The sequence below is a fragment of the Thaumasiovibrio clandestinus genome (genome assembly GCF_047250365.1).
Taxonomy (GTDB): Bacteria; Pseudomonadota; Gammaproteobacteria; order Enterobacterales; family Vibrionaceae; genus Thaumasiovibrio.
This window is the reverse complement of the sequence record NZ_JBLBVL010000004.1, coordinates 251,947-276,974: the sequence shown is the minus strand read 5'-3', so window position 1 is coordinate 276,974 and position 25,028 is coordinate 251,947. Positions and strand designations below refer to the sequence as shown.

At 44.8% G+C, this 25,028-nt stretch carries 15 protein-coding genes; 10 read left to right on the top strand and 5 right to left on the bottom strand.

Annotated features, from left to right (window positions below):
- The first annotated feature begins 201 nt into the window (after positions 1 to 201).
- Positions 202 to 1,170, top strand: a complete 969-nt coding sequence (locus tag ACKLNH_RS08825) for an integron integrase (RefSeq protein WP_413111896.1) — start codon at positions 202 to 204, stop codon at positions 1,168 to 1,170.
- 429 nt (positions 1,171 to 1,599) lie between these two features.
- Here the strand turns inward: ACKLNH_RS08825 and ACKLNH_RS08820 are convergent, their stop codons facing one another.
- Both ACKLNH_RS08820 and ACKLNH_RS08815 read right to left on the bottom strand, forming a co-directional pair.
- Entirely contained in the window at positions 1,600 to 2,136 is a 537-nt protein-coding gene (locus tag ACKLNH_RS08820) for a ClbS/DfsB family four-helix bundle protein (protein WP_413111895.1), read from the bottom strand.
- 294 nt (positions 2,137 to 2,430) lie between these two features.
- Positions 2,431 to 3,264, bottom strand: a complete 834-nt coding sequence (locus tag ACKLNH_RS08815; RefSeq protein ID WP_413111894.1) for a MurR/RpiR family transcriptional regulator — start codon at positions 3,262 to 3,264, stop codon at positions 2,431 to 2,433.
- A gap of 380 nt (positions 3,265 to 3,644) precedes the next feature.
- On the opposite strand from ACKLNH_RS08815, the gene ACKLNH_RS08810 reads away from it, so the two are divergent.
- On the top strand, positions 3,645 to 5,351 hold the full coding sequence (locus tag ACKLNH_RS08810) for an asparagine synthetase B family protein (protein WP_413111893.1): 1,707 nt from the start codon (positions 3,645 to 3,647) through the stop codon (positions 5,349 to 5,351).
- Positions 5,352 to 5,365: 14 nt separating this feature from the next.
- Here the strand turns inward: ACKLNH_RS08810 and ACKLNH_RS08805 are convergent, their stop codons facing one another.
- Positions 5,366 to 6,724, bottom strand: coding sequence for a DEAD/DEAH box helicase (locus ACKLNH_RS08805; RefSeq protein WP_413111892.1), 1,359 nt, complete (start codon positions 6,722 to 6,724; stop codon positions 5,366 to 5,368).
- Between the two features lie 254 nt (positions 6,725 to 6,978).
- On the opposite strand from ACKLNH_RS08805, the gene ACKLNH_RS08800 reads away from it, so the two are divergent.
- The 8 genes from ACKLNH_RS08800 to pelG all read left to right on the top strand — a co-directional run bounded on the left by ACKLNH_RS08800 (position 6,979) and on the right by pelG (position 20,547).
- Entirely contained in the window at positions 6,979 to 8,379 is a 1,401-nt protein-coding gene (locus tag ACKLNH_RS08800) for a hypothetical protein (RefSeq protein WP_413111891.1), read from the top strand.
- A gap of 104 nt (positions 8,380 to 8,483) precedes the next feature.
- Positions 8,484 to 11,222, top strand: coding sequence for a bifunctional glycoside hydrolase/polysaccharide deacetylase family protein (locus tag ACKLNH_RS08795; RefSeq protein ID WP_413111890.1), 2,739 nt, complete (start codon positions 8,484 to 8,486; stop codon positions 11,220 to 11,222).
- A gap of 28 nt (positions 11,223 to 11,250) precedes the next feature.
- A complete protein-coding gene (locus ACKLNH_RS08790) occupies positions 11,251 to 14,787 on the top strand; it encodes a tetratricopeptide repeat protein (protein WP_413111889.1) in 3,537 nt (1,178 codons plus the stop codon).
- 11 nt (positions 14,788 to 14,798) lie between these two features.
- Positions 14,799 to 15,326, top strand: a complete 528-nt coding sequence (locus tag ACKLNH_RS08785) for a hypothetical protein (protein ID WP_413111888.1) — start codon at positions 14,799 to 14,801, stop codon at positions 15,324 to 15,326.
- A 36-nt stretch (positions 15,327 to 15,362) separates the two neighbouring features.
- Complete coding sequence (locus tag ACKLNH_RS08780; RefSeq protein WP_413111887.1) at positions 15,363 to 16,727, top strand: PelD GGDEF domain-containing protein; 1,365 nt, start codon at positions 15,363 to 15,365, stop codon at positions 16,725 to 16,727.
- Positions 16,687 to 17,658 carry a HEAT repeat domain-containing protein gene (locus ACKLNH_RS08775; RefSeq protein WP_413111886.1) on the top strand — a complete coding sequence of 324 codons (972 nt, stop codon included), beginning with the start codon at positions 16,687 to 16,689 and terminating at the stop codon, positions 17,656 to 17,658. The genes ACKLNH_RS08780 and ACKLNH_RS08775 overlap by 41 nt, the downstream gene beginning before the upstream one ends.
- A complete protein-coding gene (pelF, locus tag ACKLNH_RS08770; protein ID WP_413111885.1) occupies positions 17,655 to 19,196 on the top strand; it encodes a GT4 family glycosyltransferase PelF in 1,542 nt (513 codons plus the stop codon). Before ACKLNH_RS08775 ends, pelF begins: the two co-directional genes overlap by 4 nt.
- Positions 19,177 to 20,547 carry an exopolysaccharide Pel transporter PelG gene (pelG, locus tag ACKLNH_RS08765; protein ID WP_413111884.1) on the top strand — a complete coding sequence of 457 codons (1,371 nt, stop codon included), beginning with the start codon at positions 19,177 to 19,179 and terminating at the stop codon, positions 20,545 to 20,547. Before pelF ends, pelG begins: the two co-directional genes overlap by 20 nt.
- On the opposite strand, the gene ACKLNH_RS08760 is transcribed toward pelG, so the two are convergent.
- Together ACKLNH_RS08760 and ACKLNH_RS08755 are read right to left on the bottom strand one after the other, a co-directional pair.
- Positions 20,544 to 23,615: an error-prone DNA polymerase gene (locus ACKLNH_RS08760; RefSeq protein ID WP_413111883.1), complete on the bottom strand. Its 3,072-nt coding sequence runs from the start codon at positions 23,613 to 23,615 to the stop codon at positions 20,544 to 20,546. The two genes, pelG and ACKLNH_RS08760, sit on opposite strands and share 4 nt — an antisense overlap.
- Entirely contained in the window at positions 23,615 to 25,027 is a 1,413-nt protein-coding gene (locus tag ACKLNH_RS08755) for a Y-family DNA polymerase (protein ID WP_413111882.1), read from the bottom strand. Before ACKLNH_RS08755 ends, ACKLNH_RS08760 begins: the two co-directional genes overlap by 1 nt.
- Position 25,028: the final 1 nt, after the last annotated feature.

Genomic DNA, 25,028 nt, shown 5'->3' with positions numbered 1-25,028 from the left:
TGCTGCCAGTTGCAATGTATCACTCCATCATTCTCGCCGCCTATCACACCGTTTACAAACGGAGTTATCTCAAAAATACCATGAAAAACATAGTTATATCAAAGATAATTTAATGCCGCTTGTCACAATATGCCGCGAATAACCGCCTATCAAGCCTATAAATCTCTACGCTTAAGTCTGTATAAATAAACAGGTTAAGATATGAAGCTAAAATCCCCCTTCCTGAACGAAATACAAGATTATATGTACTCTCGACATTATGCGAAAAGTACAGTTGAAGCCTATATCTACTGGATTAAACAGTTTGTTCTATTTCACGACAAACAGCACCCTAGCAATCTCGGCACTGACCATGTCGAGTCATTCCTTAGCCACCTAGCACTAAATAAAAATGTTGCTTCAAGTACTCAGTGCCAAGCACTTAACGCGCTCGTCTTTCTTTATAAAAATATTCTTCACACCCCAATAGATGTAGACATTCGCTTTCGTAAATCTAACAAGCAAAGGAGGTTTCCTACCGTGTTAACGCAACAAGAAATCCGCTTGTTGTTTTCTCATATTAATCCAACCTTTCTTCTTCCCATTAAATTGATGTACGGCTCAGGGTTAAGGGTAAAAGAGTGCGTTAGGTTAAGATATTCCGATATTGATTTTGACTACAATGCTCTGCGTATACATCGGTCAAAAGGAAATAAAAGTCGCGTTGTTACGCTCGCCAAAGAACTTATTCCAAACTTGAAACATCAGCTTGAAACAGTAACCACTGTGTGGCAACAAGACATTACCAACACTGCTTATCAAGGTGTTTGGATGCCCAATGCTTTAGAAAGAAAATACCCTAAAGCAAACAAATCACTCCGATGGCAATTTTTATTCCCCTCATCACGACTGTCTGTCGACCCCGCAACTCACGCAATTCGCCGACATCATATCGATGTTAGCACTATCCAACGAGCGATTAAGGACGCATCACATAAAGCAAAGATTAGTAAATCGGTTACCTCGCACACCTTACGCCATTCATTTGCTACTCATCTACTCGAAAGTGGCGCCGATATTCGAACTGTTCAAGAACAATTAGGGCACGCAGATGTGAAAACAACACAGATATATACGCATGTATTGGAGCGAGGCGCACAAGGGGTCGTCAGCCCACTCTCGCGCTTATAACTCTAACCTAAGGTTAGCTCTCAAGAACCTCAAATGAGTGTGTAATGGTAATCGCTGGCTTCAGCATTAAACACATGGCAATATTTAGATATGGCTTCTTGAGCAGCTATCTCAATTTCTGATTCTGTTACACCGATACCTTTCACCACAAAATGTAAATTTACCGATTGATACAACTTAGGTTATTCTTCAGTCAGATCGTAGGTAAAAGAGTCAGCGGAGGACGCTACCGCCCTCACGTTACCATGGCTTCGTGCGTCTTATAACCCTACCACAGCAGTATGTTTTACTGTATATGCAGATCAATCAACTAAAGTGATCGCTTTCGCAAAAGTATGGATAAATAGGACTAAGCCACTACGCCATCCACTGCCACGACATGGGAAATTTTGTGCCACCACCGACTTTAAAGCACTATCTAGAGCGGTTCTACGATACCCTTTTCACGTGTGCTTTTAGTTTTTTCAGCGCCCAGTCATAATGACTAGGCATAGCGGAAATACAATAGCTACCCAACGTCGTGGTCCCTGTCCAATCAAAATGCCGCTTGGTGAACAGTTCTTCATTGGAAAAGGTGCTGGTTAGCTCCAGAGCTGCTTTATGGCTCTCTTTAACCAAAACTTTTGCTGAAAGTAGTTCAGTCCCTTGGTGTTTATTAAAGAACTCAATGTTCATTTGACCATAGGTTTTCCAGTTATATGGTTCAGGAAGAAAGCTCACATTTTCTCCTGAAATGTTTGAGTTAATCCAATTAAATAGCAGTTGATGCCATTCGTATAGATGAACCAAAACGTCTCTCAAATTACGGTCGCGACACCAATGGGCTTCTTTTTTGTTGGGTTCGCTCGAAAAATCGAACTCAGTACTCAACTCAGCGTCGGACATAGATTCGATGTAACGAAATAATGTTAAGAACTTGTCGTTAGCTTGCGAGATTAAGTCTTCTTTTGTCTTCGGCCTTGTCATTGGCGCAGGTTCCTTTTGCTTGTGCTAATGGGGCTATAACTAGCGAGACTGTCGGTTCTCGATTAGATGTAAGCGTTCAATTCATTAAGCTTCATTGCGTTCTCCTGTGAAGGGATGATTTTAAAGGTTCGATCTTCACCCTAGGATTAGGGTTGATAAATATGTGAAGGGGAACTCACCAAATCATTTGCTCTAGAAGTCGTGTCGCACTCCGATGAGAGCAAGCTCAAACTTATCTCGTTGCACTTGCGCTCCAAGCCTGGGGGCAATCTTTAATAGACGGCGATACCGGCCCTAGCCACTCGACCCAAGGCTAAACGCCAACGATACCACCAACGTTTGCGCTAAGCACAAAGAGGCAGCTTGCGAACGAAACGCCTCAACATGTGCCTCTTTAACAACAAAGCAGACATCACTGAACGATGATAACGGGCTTATTTGGCTATCAGTAATCACTATCTGTTTTGCGCAAGCCTGAGTGGCCAAATCGCACAACTTTATGGTCTCTTCGGTATAGGGGGAAAAACCAATCGCAAGCACAACGTCGTCTTTGCCAACTAGACCCAGCTGCTCTTTGAACATACCTCCTAACCCATCAATAAGATGAGCACGACGATTAAGGTGGCGCAACGCATAGGTTAAATAAGAAGCAATACTAAACGAACGCCCTAAACCGATCAGATAGACGTTGTGTGCTCTCTTTAGTATCTCAACCGCTTCTTCGAGTTTTTCTGGGGCGGTTTGCGCAGCTAATTGTTGCATCGCCATCGCATTAGCTCGGGAGAACGCTTGTAAAATGTCACTCGGACGCTCAAGCGCTGGAGTCTCGCCGTCGAGCTCTTTCAATAATCTCACTCTATCGCCGTAGTTCGCTGTTTCTTCGAGTAGGTTTTTACGGAAAATCTGTTTCATTTCATTAAAACCGCTGAAGCCAAAAGCACTAGCAAAGCGAATTAACGTTGACGGCGGCACTTCAGCTTGACCTGCGATAGCCGCAACAGTATCAAAAGCGACACTGTTCGGGTTATCCAACACATACGCCGCGACCTGTTGAAGCCGCTTGCTTAACTCATCATAGCGAGAGCGAATTTGATCTTGAAGTTCTGTCAAACTTATTGCTATGGGCATAGAAACTCCTGATATTCTGTCGTTCCTCATTGTATGTATTTCCACCGCCCAATGAAATATTTTTTTCATATATTGCATTTACAGATGACGAAGCCTTAGAAGTGCTATCTATCAGATTGACTCAGTAACGAAAAATATTACTAACAATCAAAATCTTACTAATTACCCCGCCAAAATGCACATATGTGACGACGTCACAAAGAGAACAAGAATTTCATAAGGAAAGTTAAATACCATTTCAGCGTTTGAAATGAAATAAATATTGCGTCGTCGCATTACAAAGAACTGATGATGGTCCATAGCGATAAATGAGAGACTTGAACAATTGGCACAGTAATTGGAGTTTTACTTCCTATTATGCATCTATTGAGAGTGTCAGTATGAGTCTATTTGCCGGTATTATCTGTCATCGCGGTTTCAATCAATATCACAAACAATTGATACGCAAAGTGTCTAGTTACTTTTCTGACTTCAACCCTCAGCACTGCAATAAGGTTTCAACCGATAACTGCTACATTTCGCATTTTGATTTTGATGCGTATAAACAGCCTGTATTTTTGCAAAACGAGACGCATTGTTCCACGCTGATTGGCCATCCACTACTGAGTGCCAATCGCACAGACGATATTGCAGCCTTAAATGGGCATCTACAGCTAGAAACATCTTTAGCACAATGCGAAGGGGCGTTTTGCTACCTGAATGTCGATCACGAAGCAAAATCGTTAACTTTGGCAACGGATGCATTAGGCCTAAGGCCATTCTATTATATGGTGTTCGATGGTGCGCTAATTATTAGCACCCAACTTACCTTTTTTACTCGACTTGGTATTCACCTTACACCCAACGCTGCGGGGTTAACGGAATATGCAACGTTAGGGTACTTTCTACTCGACCACACCCCTTATAAAGAAGTGAAATGTGCCTTACCTAATCAAATTCTGCGATATACCGATCATCAAGTTTGTCTCACTCAATACTTCGATTGGGTAACCCTAGCTAATCAACAACGTAACGTACCAGAAGCCGTGGCCGGTATTAGCCATGCCTTTAAATCGGCGTGCGAAAAATACCGTGGTCACGACCAACATGTTGTTACGACCTTAAGCGGTGGGTTAGATTCACGCCTTATCAGCTCTGAGCTAAAACAGCAGCAATGTGATATCAGCGCACTAAATTTTTCGACGCAGCGCACCCACGATGCAACGTGTGCACGAGCATTTGCCAAGCACCAGAATATTGCGTGTGATTTTATTCATGTTAACGATACGCAGTCTCAAACCGTCGAACAACGCCTCGGTACCTATTGGCGCCAAGCCCCTCACCCTGATTATGCAAATGTCACCCGGCCACAGCTGGCTTGGTCTGGCAATGGTGGCAGCGTGGGCGTGGGAATGGTTTACTATTCTGAATCAATCTATCAGGCAGCCAAGACAGGGAGTCTAGACAAGTTAATTGACGCCTTCCTCGCTCAGCAATACGCGTATTTACCAGCAAAAGTCGTTAGGCAAGCGAAGCAATATCAAGATACACTGAAGCAGCATCTCCAGTTAGCTTTTGCGCCTCTGACATCATTGCCGCTAACAAAAGCCTACCCGCTATTTTTGCTCCTCAATGATCAACGGCATCATCTCTCAATTCCGTTCGAAAATATCACTGACTATCAGATGGAATTTTGTGTGCCGTTTTTTTCGTGGAAGGTGCTGCAATTTCCACTCTCATTGCCAGTGGAAGAGACCAGAAATCACCAGTTTTACATGAAGTGGATGGAATTAACCTACCCGGAGGCATTGGAAACGCCATGGCAGGCTTACCCAGGGCATGCTGCTTGTCCGCATAAGGTGGAGGGAGAAACGCAGTGGCAACATAATCGGCGAAAAGTCGCATCCAATCAAACAGTGGCTCGCGTGTGGTTACGCGCACTTCGCTTTGATGACCATCGTTATATTCGCAAGCCGATTTTTAGTCTGTTATGTCTATTACATTTGCTGAAGTTGCGGGATGCGACATCAACAATTACCTTAACCCATCGGCTGATTCGTTGGCGAACTAAAACCCGTCGCCAACGCACCTATAGCCAGACATTTTAAGCTAATCGCATCAGTTATGAGGCTGGCTTGGCTTTTGATCTAGCAGGCTTAAATGGCTTACCGCCTCTATTGTCAGCTTTTCTGCCTTCTGCTGTGTTGCCGTTACCTTCCGTTTTTTTGCGCGGACGACGTGATGACGGCGATTTAGCACCCTTTGGCTTTTGATGCTCAGAGATAATTTGCGGCTTCTTCGGTTTCTTTGGCTTTTGCGGCTTACGTAAAACAGACTCTGCCACTTTATTTGTCGGCTCAAACCCTTCCACGATTTCACGTGGTAGCAATTTCCCGATCAAGTTTTCAATTCCATTAAGATCTTTTTGTTCATCTGCAGTTACAAAGCTAATCGCATGGCCGCTGGCACCCGCACGACCTGTTCGACCGATACGGTGCACATAATCAGCAGCAACATTTGGCAGATCAAAGTTAACAACGTACGGCAATTGATCAATGTCTAACCCACGCGCCGCTATATCCGTCGCGACCAGCACGCGGATCTCGCCAGATTTAAAGCCCGCTAACGCCTTGGTTCTCGCGCCTTGGCTTTTGTTACCGTGTATTGCCGCCGCGTTAATTTTGCGTTCTTCCAAATAGCGCGCCAAACGGTTTGCACCATGCTTCGTGCGTGAAAATACTAGAACTTGTTTCCAGTCGCCTTGTTTAATCAACGACGCTAACAACGCTGGTTTCTGCTTTTTGTCACACGGGTGAACTAACTGCTCAACCAGCTTCGCGGTGCTGTTAGGCGGCGCAACAGAAACTTCAACTGGATTTGCAACTAGCCCTTTCGCCAATGCACGAATATCATCAGAAAATGTCGCCGAGAACAGCAGGTTTTGACGCTTAGTTGGTAGCAAGCTAATGATTTTACGGATGTCACGAATAAAGCCCATATCAAGCATACGATCCGCTTCATCTAAAACCAGTACTTCTAACTGATTAAAGCGCACAGCATTTTGCTGATATAAATCCATCAAACGGCCAGGCGTTGCAACTAATACATCAACACCCTTGCGTAGACGTGTCATTTGCGGATTAATTTTAACACCACCAAAAACCACTGCAGAGGTTAACGGTAAATGCTTACCATAAGTTGCAACACTTTCTCCCACTTGAGCGGCTAGCTCGCGTGTTGGCGTTAAGATCAGTGCACGAACTTGGTTGCTCTTTACTCGCTGGCCTTTCGATAGGTTTTCAAGAATTGGTAGGGTGAATCCGGCGGTTTTACCTGTTCCGGTTTGCGCGGCTGCCATCACGTCTGAACCCGCCAAAATAGGCGGAATCGCTTTCGCTTGAATTGGAGACGGATCGGTATATCCTTGCTCATCCAGTGCGTCAAGAATGCGGGATGAAAGCCCCAGAGCAGTAAAACTCATAAATAATATCTCTACATCGGTTTGGTGGGATGTCGAAACAACTATTTCAACTACCCTTAAGGGGGGCGGAGGTTACGCGAATGACCACCAGATAGCAATAAATCATTTAAATCACAGCAAAACTTGAATATTTGGTGTGGCTTGTCATGTATGGTGCTTTTTCAGGCAATCAGTTTTATCTAATTGAAACATTGATGCTATTCGTCGCTTTCTTCTCTAAGATAGCAGTGGGTGATTAGAAAGGTAGATTTAGTGTGATAACAGTCGAAAAACGTGATGGCATGAATGTACGCCTAACGCACATACAAGATGAATCAAAGTCTCGCCAGTTAGATATTTTTATTTTTGTACCCGGCGAGTTATCACTTAATGAGCACGTATTAACAGAAGACGAGTTCTATCATAACGCCCTGCACAGTAAGCATACTTACCACAGTGACAAAAACCTATTACCACTCGTACACAGCCGGCTGGCCAGTCGCGGCAAGCTCTCCAGCGACCAATACCGGCTCAGTTTAAGTCTTTATGCCTTCCAATATGTAATTGCATTAGAGAAAACCTCTCATGCCCTGTTTAACCACCCTTTTCTTGAGCAGAAATTAGAAGATATAGACTCAGACCATATCGAAGAAGCCTATGAAGCCAATGAGTACCTCAACGCGGTAATCGATGCCAAGCTGCTGGCTGAAAGTATATTAAGAAAACTAAGACGAGGCGTGCCGTCGGATAAAAAGCTCCTACGCTACTTTGAAAACATCGACAACTATCTATCTTGGATTACCGAGCAGAGGTTTTTAGCGCTTATCGCGCACCTACCCCGCAGTAAAATGTACAGCGAAGTAAAAAGCCAACTGCTCGATACAGCATCGTCAGAAAATGAGTATCGCAAAGAAAAGAAATACAACTCTCGTCATGCGATGCGCGATACCACTAGAATGTCAAACAAAATGCGCCTGCTACGCCGACTCATTGAATATCCGGTAACATTACGTGAAAATACCATCAAGCTGGGCGGCACGACCAATAAAGTAGTAAAAGGGTCTGCTACGGCCATTGTTATGCTGTTTGTCTCCTTTATGATTTTGCAAGCGCAAGGCATGTTCAGCGAGGTCACTCTGTTGCTTATTCTGGTTTTATCTGGAATTTATGCCGTTAGGGAGGTCTTTAAAGACGATTTAAAAAATGCCCTCTGGCGTTGGATGAGGAAAGGGAAACCGAAGTGGCGAAGAGAGTTCTCTGATAATTCATCGAAACAGATCGTCGGAAAAAAAACAGAATGGCTAGAATATAGAAATTATGACCGCCTCGAAGAGATAATCCAAAAAACACGTAAAGGAAAGGTCTCGCAACGTGAAGAATCTATTCTTCATTATAAAAGCCACACAGACTTAAGCAGTACTAAATTTCTCTCTGGATATGAACAAATTCGAGAAGCGATGACCATCGATTTCCGGGTTTTTGCTCGTTTGATGGAGAAAGGCAGCCAACGCATTTACCGATTAAAAGACGACCAAGTGGTAAAAGAGTCGGTAGAAAAACGGCACTTAATCAACCTTATCACACGTTTACATGACAGTAATGGAGAACCGATAATCCAACGCTGGAAAATCATCATGAACCGTTCAAAAATCGTCGACATAGAAGCGATCGAATAGCAACAACGGCGCAACAAGTAAAACAACAAATAAAACAATAACTTTACATATCTGGTACATACTTTAGACTATAAGTACGTGAGTATAATTAGTCAGGGTTATGCATGGAATTTGTCAGTAAAATCCGTCAAATTGTCATTCTAAGCGTACTGCTTACCATCAGTACCTTTAGTTATGGGCAACAATCCATTGCATTTTACTACAACAAAATCGACTCAGTTCGTGAGCTGGTCAATTACGACCGCGTTGTCGTTTCTCCTGCATTGATTAATCAAAAACAAATAGAAACATTACACAAAGCAGAGACAAAGGTTTTTGCTTATCTTAGCGTGGGTGAACTTGATGAACACCCATTGCCGAATTCACTACTAAACAGCAGCGTTGGAGAAAACCAAACTTGGTCTAGTTGGGTGATGGATCTTACCGCTGCGCCGTGGCAAGCCCACCTTCAACAACAGGCACAAGCAATACTTGCACAAGGGTTCGATGGGCTATTTTTAGATACGCTAGATAGCTACCAACTGTTCACTAAGTCGAACAGCGCACTGCAACGCCAAGAACAAGCATTAATCACGATTTTATCTTCATTAAATCAACTAAGTCCTTCATTAATCATTAATCGTGGTTTTAGTGTTATCGACAAACTCGATTTTCAACCGGACGCTGTCGTGGCTGAATCCCTTTTTCATGGCTACAATGCAGACAGTAAGAGCTACTACACCGCAACTGCGCAAGATAGCCAATGGTTAGAAAATGAACTAAATACTATCGCCACATCTGGCATTGAAGTTATCGTTATCGATTACCTTCCCCACAATTTGCGCCAACAACAAATTGACGCCGCCAAACAACTTAGTGAGCACAATTATACGCCCTATATCAGCGATGGATTACTTCAAGGCTTTGGCGTTAGCACCATTTACCCCATTGCTAAACGGGTATTGATTTTTTACGACGGCACGTCAACGCGCATGGTCAAGTCAAACTGTCATCGACTGCTCAGCATGCCCATTGAATATTTAGGCTATGTGCCTGAATGTAAATCAATTAGAGCAGCAAACATTGAACAGATCGAGATGTCACGTTATGCCGCTGTAATTTATTGGCTGAGTGATGAGCTATATAGTCAAATTGATAATTTTGAACCGTGGATAAAAAAACACCTTAACCATACTCCAATGCTATTCATCTCTGGTCTACCTCAAGCATCATCAATACGCACTATTCTCGGGATTCACAGTGGCGAAGTGACAAATACTGCACTAGAGCAAGTGTCAGGAACCGACTGGACAAACAATAGACCACCGCTACGATTAAACCGTTTTAACCTTTATCGACGCGATTACGCCAATAGCATAAAGACAAAAGAGCTTATTCGTTTTGAGGATAAGCAAGGCCAACCAACCTCACTGTTATTTAAAGGCAGTTGGGGTGGCGCTGTGCTTAATCCGTTACCCATTAAAAATCTCGCTAATAATAAAGAGCGCTGGTTTATTGACCCATTCCGATTATTAACCGAAGTACTTGGCCTTGCTGCGATTCCCGCCGCCGACGCCACCACCGAGGCTGGCTTGCGCATATTAACCAGTCACATCGACGGGGACGGGTTTCCTTCTCGCGCTGCGTTCCCCAATCGGCCATACACCGCTGAAGTGATACAGAAAAATATATTGGAGAAATACGCGATTCCACACACCGTTTCGGTCATTGAAGGTGAAATAGGCGCAACGGGCCTATTTCCAAAGCAAAGTCATCAACTTGAAGCCATCGCACGATCAATTTTCCGCCTCCCCAATGTAGAGCTTGCTTCACACACCTATAGCCATCCCTTCTTTTGGGATCAATCAATCCCAGATGACGAAAAGCTGTATGGCGACTACTTGCCTATCCCAAATTATAAAGTTGACTACCATAAAGAGATCATTGGCAGTATTAACTACATCAATCAGAGGTTAGCCCCCACCAATAAACGCGCCGAGATTATTCTTTGGTCCGGTGCCGCAGATCCAACAGAAGACGTGCTTGCCATCGCAGAAGAGGCGCAGCTCATTAACGTTAATGGTGGAACAACCTACGTTGTTAAAGGCGACAACGACCCTAGCCAAGTGTCCCCTACCATTGCATGGTACCCGAGCGCTGTTCAAGTCTACGCACCAGTGCTCAATGAAAATGTTTACACCAACCTATGGACAGAACACTTTGATGGGTATCAGTTTGCAGTGGAGTCTTTTCAATTACTCGCCCTTCCCCGACGATTAAAAAGCATCAGTATTTACTATCATATGTACTCTGGTACTTACCCAGCCTCATTAAAAGGACTGCAACGCGTGTATGACTGGGCGCTGGATCAAGCCGTCACCCCGCTATATTTAAGCGAGTATGCAATACGTGCTGCACAACTCTATGAAACAGGTATTGCTAAAACGCTAAATGATCAATGGCAGATAACCACCACGGGCGTAAAGAGCATCCGCTTTCCAGCCTCACTGGGCGTGCCAGTTAGCTCCGACATTGCTGGCTGGAATAAAGGGCCTGATGGCCGTTACCTGATCATCACCAATGCCAAATCTTTAATTGTTGGCAGTAACAAAATACACAACAAGCAACCCCGCTTAATGAGTGCTAATGGCCAAGTTATGCGTTGGGAAAACCATCAGGAGACAATTAGCGGCGACATTTTTTCTCATGTACCCACAACGATTAACATTGCCAATGCTGCACACTGTCGCCTTGCCAGGAGCAATAAGCCGATAGCAGCACAGGCTGTAAAACAAACACTACGTTTAACGTCTGAGTCCTCTGGTCTGTTATCCGTCCAGCTTCGCTGTAACAAGATCAGGTAGAACAATGGGCACACGACGACGCAGGCAAATGAAACCAAGAATTCGCTTGATAAATAAGCTAACACTTATCGTACTGACGCTCACCACACTTTGGGCGCTATGGATCGTTGCGCCCACCAAGTCGATGCTCATTCAACTGCTTTCTCGTTCATCATCGCCAGAAATCTCGCTTGCCTTTTTACAACAACTGTTTAAAAACGATCCACAAAACAGAGATATCGTCAGGCAAATCGCAAATAATTACTTCGCATTAGGACAACTAGAAGCGGCAGAGAACCTATTAGAAAACATGCTTGTTATGGACAATGGTGAGTACGACGGGCAAGCCTTAACCCTTTATGTCGATATTTTAGTAGCCCATATTTTTCAACAAGATGAGCCCAAAAGCCAAGATGCGCGTAAGCGGCTCAGCCACTTATTACAACCACCACCTCAAGTAAAAGACAGTGAAATAGCGAGAAAACTGGCAGATATTGCCCTCGCCTTTTCGATGCCCGCATCGGCATATCAGTTACTTTATCCATTTCAAGCAACACCGATCACCAATACGCAAGAGCTGATTGATTTGGCGCTGCAAAGTAATAACCAGCACAATGCGATTGCGCTACAAACGGCCCGCTTTTACGAAAGCGATAGCATGCAAGACGCGACCTACCTCTTCTCACTCTTTGTGTCCGCGAATGCAATACAAGCCAACCGTGATTTTTTCCAGCAATACCAAGGCAGCCTAAGGCAAGACATTGCGTTCTTAGATACCGCAATTAACCATTGCGAACAAATTGGCGACCAGCTGTTAGCCCTCGAGCTGGCACTTGAGCGTCTCGCAATCTCTCCCTCACATTCGCTTTATTCAAACGCTTCACGTACCGCAATAGCCTTAGGTGATATCAAACTTGCCACTCAACTACTCGAGAGTGCATTAGCATTAGATAGCTCAGTGACGACTAGTCACAGCAACGTTAGTAACACGGCTATCAATCAGAACGAATACTCTGATATGGTAACGCTACACCAATTGTACCGCTGGCAAAACGAGACCGGGCGTGCGTTATCAATGAGTCGCCAGCTTTATCAACACTCTAATAACGTTATTCACCTTAAGAACGGTATTGATGAAGCCCGCGCGTTAATTGACCTCGATAGTGAAGCTGAATTTTTTAATCTCCTCGCCAGTAGCAATCAAATTACGCTAGCTGATTATTCTGAGTGGCTCGATGCTGTGGAAAAAGCGCTAGGTACCCCAATCGCACACAGTAAATTAAACCAGCTCATTCAAAAAAGGCCCAATGACCCCGCACTTTTATCCCATAAAGCGCGCCAGCTGATGTCCTTTAACAATCACGCTGATGTCATCACAACCTCGCTAACGCTAGCAAAAATCCGTCAGTTAACACAAAATGAAGCCAGGCGCTTAGCCACCGCATATATCATGACCTACCAACCCGAACGCGCACTCAACGCCTTAACCCAGCACAGTGGCTGGCAGCTTGCTGATAATGATTACTTAGAAACCGTTGATCTTCTCGCATGGGAAACAGGCGAAATAGAAATATCAGCGGTAGCACAACAATTACTCATTGAACGTTCTGCACAATACCTTGATAGCAGCCGCTACGCCCAAGCTCTAATGCCATTAAATAACGATAAAGCCGCAAGGTTAATGCGCTTGTATCAGCAAACTAACGACGACACACTGCTACTTATTGTTATCCAGTACTATTCTGAGCAAAATGATGTCGAACAGTTAACCCATTTACTCTCGATTGCAGCTAACTCACTCAATCTGGCTGATCATCAAACCGTGATGCTCTTGCGTGCTCGTCTCGCTGAACTGCAAGGTGATACCTCACTCGCGACAGCGAATTACCTCGCCTTACTTCAACACTATCCGAATAACACCCTAGCAATAGAAAGCCTCATTTGGCTTGCGCTGAATAACAACGACCAAGACCAACTCGCTGCTGTCTATCATAAATACAAAACACCACTGCTTAATCAGCCAGCACTGTGGCCCGCCTTTGCCAGTGCAAGCCAGCAATTAGGCCTATTTCGTGAATCTGAGGTTTGGTACCGCAAGCAGTTAATGGATAGCGCTTCACCACTTCTATTGCTTAGTTTTGCTCGTCTTCTAGAACAAGCAGGAAAAGCAGACACCGCCTATCAGCTCAAACGTTTTATCCTCCAAGAAAAAACCGATGCCTTGCTTAAGCACCCCAATGGAGAGTTTGGCTTTCGTGATATGTTGGCCTTGTTTGTCGATGACAAGCTCGCCTATCAACTTAGCCAAACGATAACGCTAGTTGAGCCAACCAATGACCGAGTGGCTGAGTTTTTCACACACCTGCTAGGGCAAAACAACACCGACAACATACTGCTATGGCAACAACGTAGTGCGCTTGGCACATTTCAGCTACCTGACTGGCAAGCGCTATCTATCGCTCTGCAACGGAAAGATAGATTAGAAATCGAACGCATATTGGCGACAGCACTAAGGCTGCCAGAGGCCGATAAACACGTTGCTCTACAATTAGTTAATCAGCATCAATCGGCGTGGCAGCATGGTCAACAGTCACTCGGCCGTATGCCAGACAAGAAGGCCGAACAACAACTGCGCCTTATTCACGTTCAACAACACCCCAATAAAGTACACAGTGTTCGCGGTCAGGCCACCAGCCTCTCCCCATGGGGGATCACCCGTTATAGTGTTGACTACTTTGCGCCGCACAGAAACGGGCATTGGCGTCTTGGCACCGATTATCAACAAGCGGATACAGCAGAATTATTCCTTCACAACCAGGAATCAAAAGAGACGCGATTAAGGGGCCAATATTTTCACGATACCAGTAATGAAGATTGGCGCTTTAGCTTCGATTTTGCTGATGGCGTTGGCGACATCAGAACAGGGCTATTCGCAGAACACGTATTTATTATTGATGATGACCTTTCAGGGTCTGTGCAACTTGGCATTAATACTCACCAAGAAGCCAGCCAGCTAATGACCATCGCAGGGCAAAGTGATTTTGCGGGATTCAACCTCAACTACCAACCAACCATTAGAGAGTCGGTACATTGGCAGTCGCGTTATCACAATTACACCACTCGCTTTGGCGATGACATTGGTGCCGGATGGGAAATGAGCGTACGTGCCGCTGAACAGCTCTTTTTTACTGACCCAGCTTGGCGAATTTACCTCGATTACAGCCAACAACAGGTTAGCCTTTCAGAGGCCCCACTCCTAGGAGTAAACCACTGGCAGCAGAGACAAACCGCATTCAGCAGTGGTGATTTTATTGATGAACACTATCAGCGTATTGCGATTGGGCAACGGTTCTGGCATGGCCAACCTGGCACACCAGGCGCAACAGCACCTAGCCCAACATATTGGTTTGATAGCAATCTAGGTTACAACATTGGTAACGCTAATCTCGATGTTGGTCTCAGTGCCGGTATAGGGTGGCGTCTAATAGGTAACGATGAACTCTATTTTAATTTCGATTGGCAAAGCCAAGATAAAAGTGGCGATGAATCCCTGCGAATTCATTTTGGTTATTACTATAATTTTTAAAGGAACAAACCATGAAAAAATACTTATTCACTTTTATTACCCTCACCGTGTTGTCCGCGTGTAGCAGTTACGAAGTACCAGATAGTCCACAGTTCTCAGCTAATAATCGTTGGGCAATAATGCCAATGTACAACTACTCTAATACCCCTCTTGCGGCTGAAAAAGCAGAGCAAATTCTCGCAACTTTGCTCTATGCTAAAGATATCAAGCCATTACGTTATCCTAACCCACGCCCTGATAATTTAACGAGTATCCTCGATGAGTCGTTCAAGCAAAATCAGGCTGGAGCATGGCTTAGTGGACAAAAGGTTGATTTTGTCATTACTGGCTCCGTCGAAGAGTGGCACTACAAAAGTGGCCTTGATGGTGAGCCTGCTGTTGGTATTACATTGGAGGTAAAGGATGCCTTAAGTGACGAAATCATATGGCAGGCTTCTGGTAGTCGAGCTGGCTGGGGCAGAGAAAGCGTTAGCGCGTCAGGACAAATCGTAATGACTGAACTACTTGAAGGTCTGAATATCGCCACCAGAGATCGCTAACTTGCCCAGTACTATTAACGGCATTCAGGGAAGCATATGAAACGACTAAGTCAGTTAGCCCTAAAGGGCTTAGCGAATAACAGCTTTGCGTGGATTGAAACGTTACTCGTCACCTTTGGCTCTATCTACGTTTGGATCTCGTATGACGCTAACACGCTCTCTTATGAGCACAACGGTTTATTGTCGAATGATCAAACCTTCTTCTGGCCACTCATTGGGCCCTTGCTTATCGCATTACGCTATGGCTTTGCTAAAGGATTTACTTGTGCGCTGGTCACCTCTGTAACATCTGCCTATTTTTTACAGGTTACCAATCAACTTGATACCTACCCACTTGCATTAGCGATAGGCACTATTATCGTTGCTATGTTGGCGGGCGAGTTTCATGACCATTGGGATAATATTAATCGCCGTCATCAATTAGATGAACAATACATGAACCAAAAGCTCGAGAGTTTCACACAAAGCTACCACTTACTTAAAGTGTCTCATGACCAATTAGAAAAACAGACGGCTGGACAAACCGTTAGCCTTAGAGCCAGCATCAGTGCTTTGCAGAAACTCGCTGTAGAATACCCAGAACAACGCATAGAACAAATTGCCTCGCCATTTATGAGTATTTTAGCGGAAACCGCCGGACTAGAAGTCGCCGGTATTTACCAAGTCTTAAATGGGACTATTCAGCCCAAAGCTCTTGCGACTATTGGTGATCAGCACAACTTGAACCCTCACGACCCGATGCTTAAAGATATGTTACAAACACAAAAAGTGCTTTCTCCCGCTGATATTACCGCATTGCAAAGCCACCAGTCTCAATATCAGCTCTGCATTCCTATGGTCGACTCGTTTGGTGAAATTCAAGCCGCTGTTGCTGCTGAAAAGGCAAAGTTCTTTATGCTAACCCCTGCAAATGTCTCGCTTGTTGCACTCATCGCCAACTACACAGCAGATCTGCTTTCACACAAAGTGACCACGCCCATTTTAACCGAACAACAAGGGCATCTATTTCACCAACACCTAAAGAACATGATAAAGCACAATACCTTATATGGTGCTGATAGCGCTATCGTGGCGTGCATCGATCGCTCTGGCAATGCTGAAACAAGCTTAATGCGTGCGGTCAATTATCGGCGCGGCGCTGATATCTATTGGTCTTGTAAAAATCCGCAAAACCAACCTGCATTAACAGTGCTGCTTCCTCTGACCAATGTGTACGAGGCTGGTCAATACGCCAATCGTTTACAGCAAATATTGCAGGCGCAATTAGGCGATAACGCAACGCAATTCGATATTATTGGCCCGTATTCAATAAACAAAAACAGGGAAGACATCACCGCTCTTATTAATCACTTCGGAGTATATGATGAAGAAATGGTTGACGTTGCAAACAATACTCTTTGAGGTCAGTGGCATTTACCTGCTGTTAGCGCCGTCACCGCCTAGCAATGTGTGGTTTTACTTTGCGCTGAGTCATACCGTTGCCAGCGTTAGCTTTAGTGCGCTGTGCTGGCTTGTGCTGCCTAGGCATTATAAAAAGCCGCTACTTCCTACAATTAGCTTTCTGTTTTTATTTAATTTATTAATGCCGGTTATCGGTATTATTGGCACTTGCTTTTCGCTGCTGATCGCACTCTACCTTCCAAGAAAAGCCCCCCTTGTTACTTGGAAAGAGTGTGAGCGTGCTCAACTGCCACTAAACCCTGGGGAGTCAATTGGTCAGCGTTTTGGTACTGGTGCGTTGCGCGAAATATTGGTCCATAGTGACAACGATGAAAAGCGGCTTATTGCTGTAAACGCAATACGAAATATGTCGCAACAACAAGCGGTGCCACTATTGCAGCTTGCTTTGCGTGACCTTAGCGATGACATTCGATTAATGGCTTATGCATCCTTAGAGGCGATTGAAAACGAAATTAATGGCGGTTTATCACGGTTACAAGCGCAATATAACCAAAAACCAACCGCTCAGGTTGCGCTCGATATCGCGCAGCAGTATTGGGAGTTATGTTATTTGGGTATTGCTGATGGCAGCTTAAAGCGCCATTATCTACAACAAGCAAAAACATTTATTCTGCACTCGATTAAACTCAATTCCTCTGCGTCTGCGCACTTACTGCTAGGTCGGGTATTGCTTGACCAAAACGACCCGACTGCGGCACAAAGTGCATTAGAGACAGCCTTGTCTGGCGGCCTCTTGTCTTCACAAGTCGCTCCTTACCTTGCAGAGGTTGCCTTCATCAACAAAGATTACGAGACCATGCGGCATCATCTGCAATATTTCCCAGAACAACAAGGGACTAAACTCAGTCAAATTAGGGAGTATTGGGCATGATCTTTAATAATAAGCCAGCGCTAAACCAGTCTGAAGCCGATATCTGTTTACTGCTCGAAGGCACCTACCCTTATGTTCGAGGCGGCGTGTCTAGCTGGGTGTATCAAATGATTAAAGGTCTTCCTGAGTTTACGTTTCATCTCATTTTTTTAGGTGGGGATCCCAAGCTCTATAATGAACCAGCCTATGACTTTCCAGATAACGTTATTGGTTTCAATATTCACTTTTTGTTACCACAACAAACACGAAGTAAACCTTTTATCCGCCAAGGTAAAAAACGCTGGTTCAAAGTTTGGGGCAACTTTTTGCACTATTTTGAATCCAATCGCGAGCCGATTCCCGGCGAGTTGCTGCAAGAGGTGTCCAGTATATTGGGAGCACGTGGACGACTATCACGAGATGACTTTTTGCATAGCCGGGCGTCATGGAACACGTTGACCGAACACTACTTTAAAACATCAAAGCAGCAATCATTTGTTGACTATTTTTGGACTTACAGAAACATTTATCAACCACTCTTTGTATTAGCACAAATTTCACAACAGCTACCAAAGGCAAAAATTTACCACAGTATTTCTACTGGCTATGCCGGATTTCTCGGCGCACTATGCCGACAAAATACTGGTAAACCTTTTCTGCTAACTGAGCACGGGATCTATACCAAAGAACGAAAAATTGATCTCTCCCAAGCAAAGTGGATTAAAGATAATCACGACAACTTGAACATTTCTATTCATCGAGGGTTGGAGTCAACCCGAAGAACATGGATTAACTTTTTCGAGAAGCTAGGTATCACCGCTTATCATCAGGCTAACCGCATTGTTGCCCTTTTTGAGGGAAATCGCCAACGACAACATCGCGATGGTGCTCCGTCTGATCGTACCCAAGTTATTGTTAACGGCATCAACATTGCGCGTTTCAATAATGCCTATCAGCAACGTCCAAAGGCCCCGCCATTGGTGGTTGGTCTCGTTGGGCGCGTTGTACCAATTAAAGACATAAAGACCTTTATTAGAACAATTCGCAGCGCCATTGAAACTCACCCGCAACTAGAAGGTTGGATTATTGGTCCAGCAGAAGAAGATCCAAACTATGTACAAGAGTGCATACTCCTAATTGAAAGCCTTGGACTAGAAAACAGAGTAAAGCTGCTGGGTAATCAAAATGTTGCCGAGATAATGCCAAGACTCGGCATCATGATGTTGACCTCAATCAGTGAAGCTCAGCCTCTTGTGTTACTTGAGGCGATGGCTGCTGGTATTCCTTGTATCGCAACGGAAGTGGGCGCCTGCCGAGAGATTATTGATGGTGTCCCGGGTGAGGACGCCGCCATAGGCACTGCCGGTGAGATAATTTCCATTGCAAACCCAGTAGAGGGATCAAAGGCAATCTCTCGCCTTTTGGTTTCTGCAGAGCAATGGCGTCAAACCGGTGATAATGGGCGCAATCGGGTTTTGCGTTATTACGATGAGAAAACAATGTACGAATCTTATCGTGCGCTATACAAGGAGGCAATTCATGGCTGGGATAGGGTTTGAACTGAGGAAAATTCTAAATAAAAACTCCTTACTGTCGGTATTAGAAGCCTATGGCCTTGCCGGTCTCATTGGGTCTGGCCCTTGGGTTTTATCTATTCTTGCGCTTCTTGCGATCGGCCTATTAAGCATCGGTATCATCTTTCCTAGCTACTTAATTGTTCAGTTTTTGGTACTGGTCACCTACATGATGGCTGGGTCTTTAATTATTAGTGGTCTATTTCAGTTATTATTGACTCGGTATATATCAGACTTACTGTTTGCCAATAAAAATCAATATGTTGTACCAAACCTACTTGGTTCCATGCTAATAACCAGTCTGATTGCAGCGCTCGTCGCAGGGGGCGTTTTAGCGTTTTGTCACAACATCTCACCGATCATAAAGCTGACATTATTTAGCTGTTTCGTGCTGTTATCTAATCAATGGCTGGTGATTATTTTCTTAAGCGGAATGAAAGAGTATTACCGCATATTTTTTACCATGCTAGTCAGCTATGGACTGATGGTCATGCTGGTACTTCTGCTTCCACCATTTGGATTGTTAGGGTTACTCCTCATTTTTTGCTTTTGCCAAGCAATACTGACCTTTTCGTTCCTTTTTCATGTGCTTCGCGACTTTCCAGCAAACGAACTGGTTTCATTCGCTTTTCTTAATAGGAAAAACACGTTCTACTCGTTGATGTTTTGTGGTCTGATCTACAACCTTGGTGTCTGGCTTGATAAGTTTGTATTTTGGTTTCGTGACGAAACATCTCATCAGGTTATTGACCTGTTCAGAGCATCTTATATTTATGATTTGCCTATTTTTATTGCTTACCTTGCTATCGTGCCCGGCATGGCTGTATTTATGTTGCGAATGGAAACAGACTTCGCCCAAACCTGTGCGAATTTTTATGATGCTGTACGCGAAGGCGCGACATTAGACGCTATATTTCTCTTAAAAGATAAAATGGTATTAGCTTGCCAGCAAAGTATTTACGAGATATTCAAAGTACAAGGGATCACGCTAGCGCTATTGATTTTATGGGGTGAGGATATTCTTCGAATACTCGATATCGACCCCTCATACCTCCATCTGCTGTATGTCGATCTGGTTGGGGTCAGTTTACAAGTGCTCGTGATGGCGATTCTAAATGTGATGTTTTATCTTGATAAGCGCTATTCTGCACTCGCACTAACCAGCTTAATGGCCATATGTAATTTCACGTTAGCTCATGTGAGCATTAATGCAGGGCCTATATTCTATGGTTACGGATTTGCGGTAACCATGCTAATTACAACCATTAGCGGGTTGATCATGCTCGATAATCAATTTGATGATCTTGAATATCAAACTTTCATGCTGCAACGTTAGTGAAAATCCCGCGAGCCAATAGCTAGACCTGACAAAGTGTCAGTTAAGTCGGTCAGTTGGCCGGCTATCACATGGATCACATCCCCTTCACGTTCAACAATGCCTTTGATCATCAGCGCATTGGCGGTTAAAAATGCCTTTTTTTGTGCCTGCGCAGTGCCCGCCCACACCACCACATTAATATTGCCTGTATCATCTTCCAATGTAAGGAATGTTACCCCTGCTGCGGTGCTGGGTGATTGTCTACCCGTGACCAAACCAACCACCGTCACGAGCGATTTATGCGGTCGATGAGCAAGATCAGAACCACGTGTAAAGCGCGTAATGGCACCTGATTCGGCTAACAAGGTGATTGGGTGCTTATGCAGTGTTAACCCCGTGGCCGTCATATCTTCCTTTAAAGTTGTCCACTCATCTGGACGATAAATATGCTCGGGCAGGCCCATATCAATACCTTTAAACAGGGGGAGTGCATCCAAATCATCCATGACTGCCCAACGCGAACAAAAACGATCACCAGACAGGGCAAGTAAGGCATCCGCCGATGCTAGTGCTTGAATGTCTCGCTGCGCAATCCCTGTGCTTTTCAGCATACTTAAGTGAGAAAAACCACCAGCAGGCCGCTTTTCTAGTACCGCTTCAATGGCAGCTTGACTTAGCCCTTTAACTATTCGACACCCTAAGCGTAACGCCTCACCCTGATTAACTGTTTCAATACAGTGCTCCCATAACGAGTGGTTGATACACACAGGCAAAATGGTCACGCCGTGACGCTGTGCATCTTGAATTAACTGGGAAACACTGTAAAAGCCCATTGGATGGCTATTTAGTAATGCGGTATAAAATGCCAAGGGGTAATGATGCTTTAACCATGCAGAAACATACGCCAGCACAGCAAATGAAGCGGAGTGACTTTCCGGAAATCCATATTCTCCAAAACCACAAATTTGCTCAAAAATTCTTTCCGCATAAGCGGTTTCATAACCACGAGCTTGCATCCCCTTAATCAGCTTGTCACGAAATTGGCCCAACTGGCCATTTTTTTTCCAAGATGCCATCGCACGGCGTAGTTGATCCGCCTCTCCTCCAGAAAAGCCTGCGGCGACCATTGCCAATTTAATCACCTGCTCCTGGAAAATGGGGACACCCATTGTGCGAGATAAGACCGATTCAACCGCTTTAGAGGGGTACGTTACTGGCTCCTGTCCATTACGACGTTTTAAGAAGGGGTGCACCATGTCGCCTTGAATTGGCCCCGGGCGGACAATGGCTATCTGTATCACTAGGTCATAATAATTCCGAGGCAAAAGGCGAGGCAGCATGCTCATCTGTGCTCTCGACTCAATTTGAAAGACGCCAACCGTATCAGCCCGTTGGATCATGCCATACACTTGAGGGTCATCTTTCATGCGCGTAATCTCAGCGATCGTTAATGCTCGGCCTGTAAAACGCTGCACTAGATCAAAGCATTTACGAATCGCGCTAAGCATACCTAGCGCGAGAATATCAACCTTCAGCAACTTTAACGCCTCTAAGTCATCTTTATCCCATTGAATGACGGTGCGCCCGTCCATTGCCGCATTTTCTACGGGCACCAATTCATACAGCGGTCCCGATGAGATAACAAAGCCGCCAACATGCTGAGATAAATGCCGAGGAAAGCCAATAATTTCATCAACGAGCGAAATAAACTGTGCCCCTTTTGAGGACGCAGGATCTAATCCAAGCTCAGTGAGTTGCGCTTGCCAACCAGCATGTTTATCGCGTCGATTGACATTTTTAATAAAGTGACTCAGCTGAATATCAGCCAAACCTAATGCTTTGCCGACATCACGAATGGCACTTTTAAATCGATAAGAGATCACCGTAGCCGCTAGAGCTGCTCGCTCTCTACCGTATTTTTTATAGATATACTGAATCACCTCTTCGCGACGTTCATGTTCAAAATCCACGTCGATATCTGGTGGTTCAGCTCGCTCTTTACTAATGAAGCGCTCAAAAAGGACAGAAATTTGTCGAGGGTCGACCGAGGTAATTTCCAAACAGTAACACACAACAGAGTTAGCCGCCGATCCCCTGCCTTGATACAAAATGCCCTGAGATTGAGCAAAAACCACTATATCTTGAATAGTTAAAAAGAAGAATGGGTAATCCATCTCTTCAATCAGTGCGAGCTCTTTATCTATAATCTGTTGAATATCACTCGGGACACCTTGCGGAAAACGTCGCAATGCTCCTCGCTCGGTCAATAAACGTAACCAAGAGATAGGAGTGTGCCCTTTCGGGATTAACTCTGCCGGGTATTGATAACTCAACTCCCCCAAATCAAAGTTGCACCGCTCTGCTATCGATACCGCTTCGCTTAACCACGCCTCGCGATACAACTTACTCAATTTCTCTCGTGAACGTAGCGACCGTTCACTGTTACTCAATAATGCGTGCCCCGCTTGGTCAACGGTCGTACCATCGCGAATAGCGCTAAGTATATGCTGCAAAGGTAACCGTGTAGCACTATGCATCAACACCCCACCACATGCCGTTAGCGACATGGAATAATGGGCAGCTAAACGCTCACAATGCGCAATATATTCTTCTTCGGCCGCCGACAAGTGACGTTGTAACCCAACCCACACGCGATTTGAATAATAACGCGAGAGCCATGCTCCCCAATGCGCATCTTTTTCATCACCGCGCGGGAGCCATAGCAACAAACACGTTTTAACCGACATAAGATCCCACTCAGACAAAACGTATTCGCCTTTCTCACTCCGTCGTCTAGCATTGGTAATCACGCGACAAAGCTCAGCGTAAGCCATTCGATTAGGACACAGTAAAATCACATCGAGTTCATCATTTAAACGAAACAGACTACCGACGATCAATTTGATGTTTAACGTGTGTTCTTTAATGGCTCGCCATGCCCTTACCACGCCCGCCACCGAACACTCATCGGTGATCGCCAATGCTGAGTAACGTAAAAAATCAGCTTGTAGCACTAACTCTTCTGGGTGAGAAGCGCCGTGTAAAAAGGAGAAGTTACTCTGACAAAACAGCTCGGCATACTTCATTAGCTAAATATTCCGTGCAAATACCAATGCTGCTGTTGATCCCGAAAAATCCACAACCAACTCCCTTGCTCACTGCGTGCAATGAAATAATCCCGCACAATTGGGTTATCATCCCACCACCCTGTTGCGATACGTTCAGGTCCGTGAACCACTGAAACTTTCTCTTTTAACCGGGTTGCCGTTGGTAATAAAAAGCTCGGGCGCAATGCCTTTAACTCTACCCCCACCATCGACTCGGGCGTAAAAGGCACACAGTAATGGCTTTCCAACTCTGGACGGGGATCATTTACAGCACAAACACCTTTTACCGCGTCTTGTCCAAGCTTTGCTTGTAACATAGAAAGCAGTGCCAGCGATGTCATACTCCCCTGCTTACCGTCGAACAGATCAGTTTCATCACTTCCACGCTCTCCCTGCCGAACGATGTCTAATGTCAGGCCAACAACTGGGGCTGATAAAGCAACAGACTCAAGCCTAAGTGCTGATAATCGCTGCCAAGCCTCTGCACGATAGTCTCCTTGCGCAGAGGTTAATGACACACAGAGACAAGATTCATCGCGTTGATGCAATGTTAGCGTCAACTCATAAGCGAGCTGATCCCGCAGTGCTAAAAACTGTTCTAATTGAGTAAGCAAAACCTGAAGTGGCTTTCGCAGCCACTGCGTGTTTTCAATCTCATACAACAATGTTATTTGCCGTTTAAAAAGCACCTTAGGGTGATAGACAGTGACTGGGTGCTTGAACTGCCCGGTTAATCTTCCTACATAGTTCACCACACCAATATCAAAGCGCCGCGCAAGTTCTTTAACGGGGATCTGCAACAGTGCATTCAAGTTATCTACACCGACGCGAGACAAGCCCTCTATCGTTTTATGGGGCAATTCAGTCGCACTCAAAGGTTGAGCGCATAACCTTTTATGCATGTCATGGCGACATTCACTCACCGCATTGTTTGCCGATTTTGCTAATAACTGTGCTGATAAAGGCGAATACCCCGTTGAGAATTGATACTGCACCCCCACCTCAGCTAAATGATGTTGTAAATGAAGCCAATAATTATTCAAGTCACTATATAACGTCAGCATATTTGTGACGTTCAATAACAGGCCATTGGGGGGATATAAGCTAATGTCTGACGTTAACAGATAGAGCCAGTCAGCCAGTTCGATCAATCGATTGTGTTCTATCTCGATATCATAGGCAAAAACTTGTAATGCACTACACAGTGAAGCTGCAGTGCCCAACCCCATGCCAATGTTGATCCCCACCTGCTCTGCTAACGCATTACATTGCACGACACGGCTCTGACGACCGTCAACCACGGCGACAACCTGGTGTAAATTGTTCTCGTTTTGCGCCAGTAAACCATCTAAATGTAGTGATGGAAAATGTAGATATAACCATAATCCCACT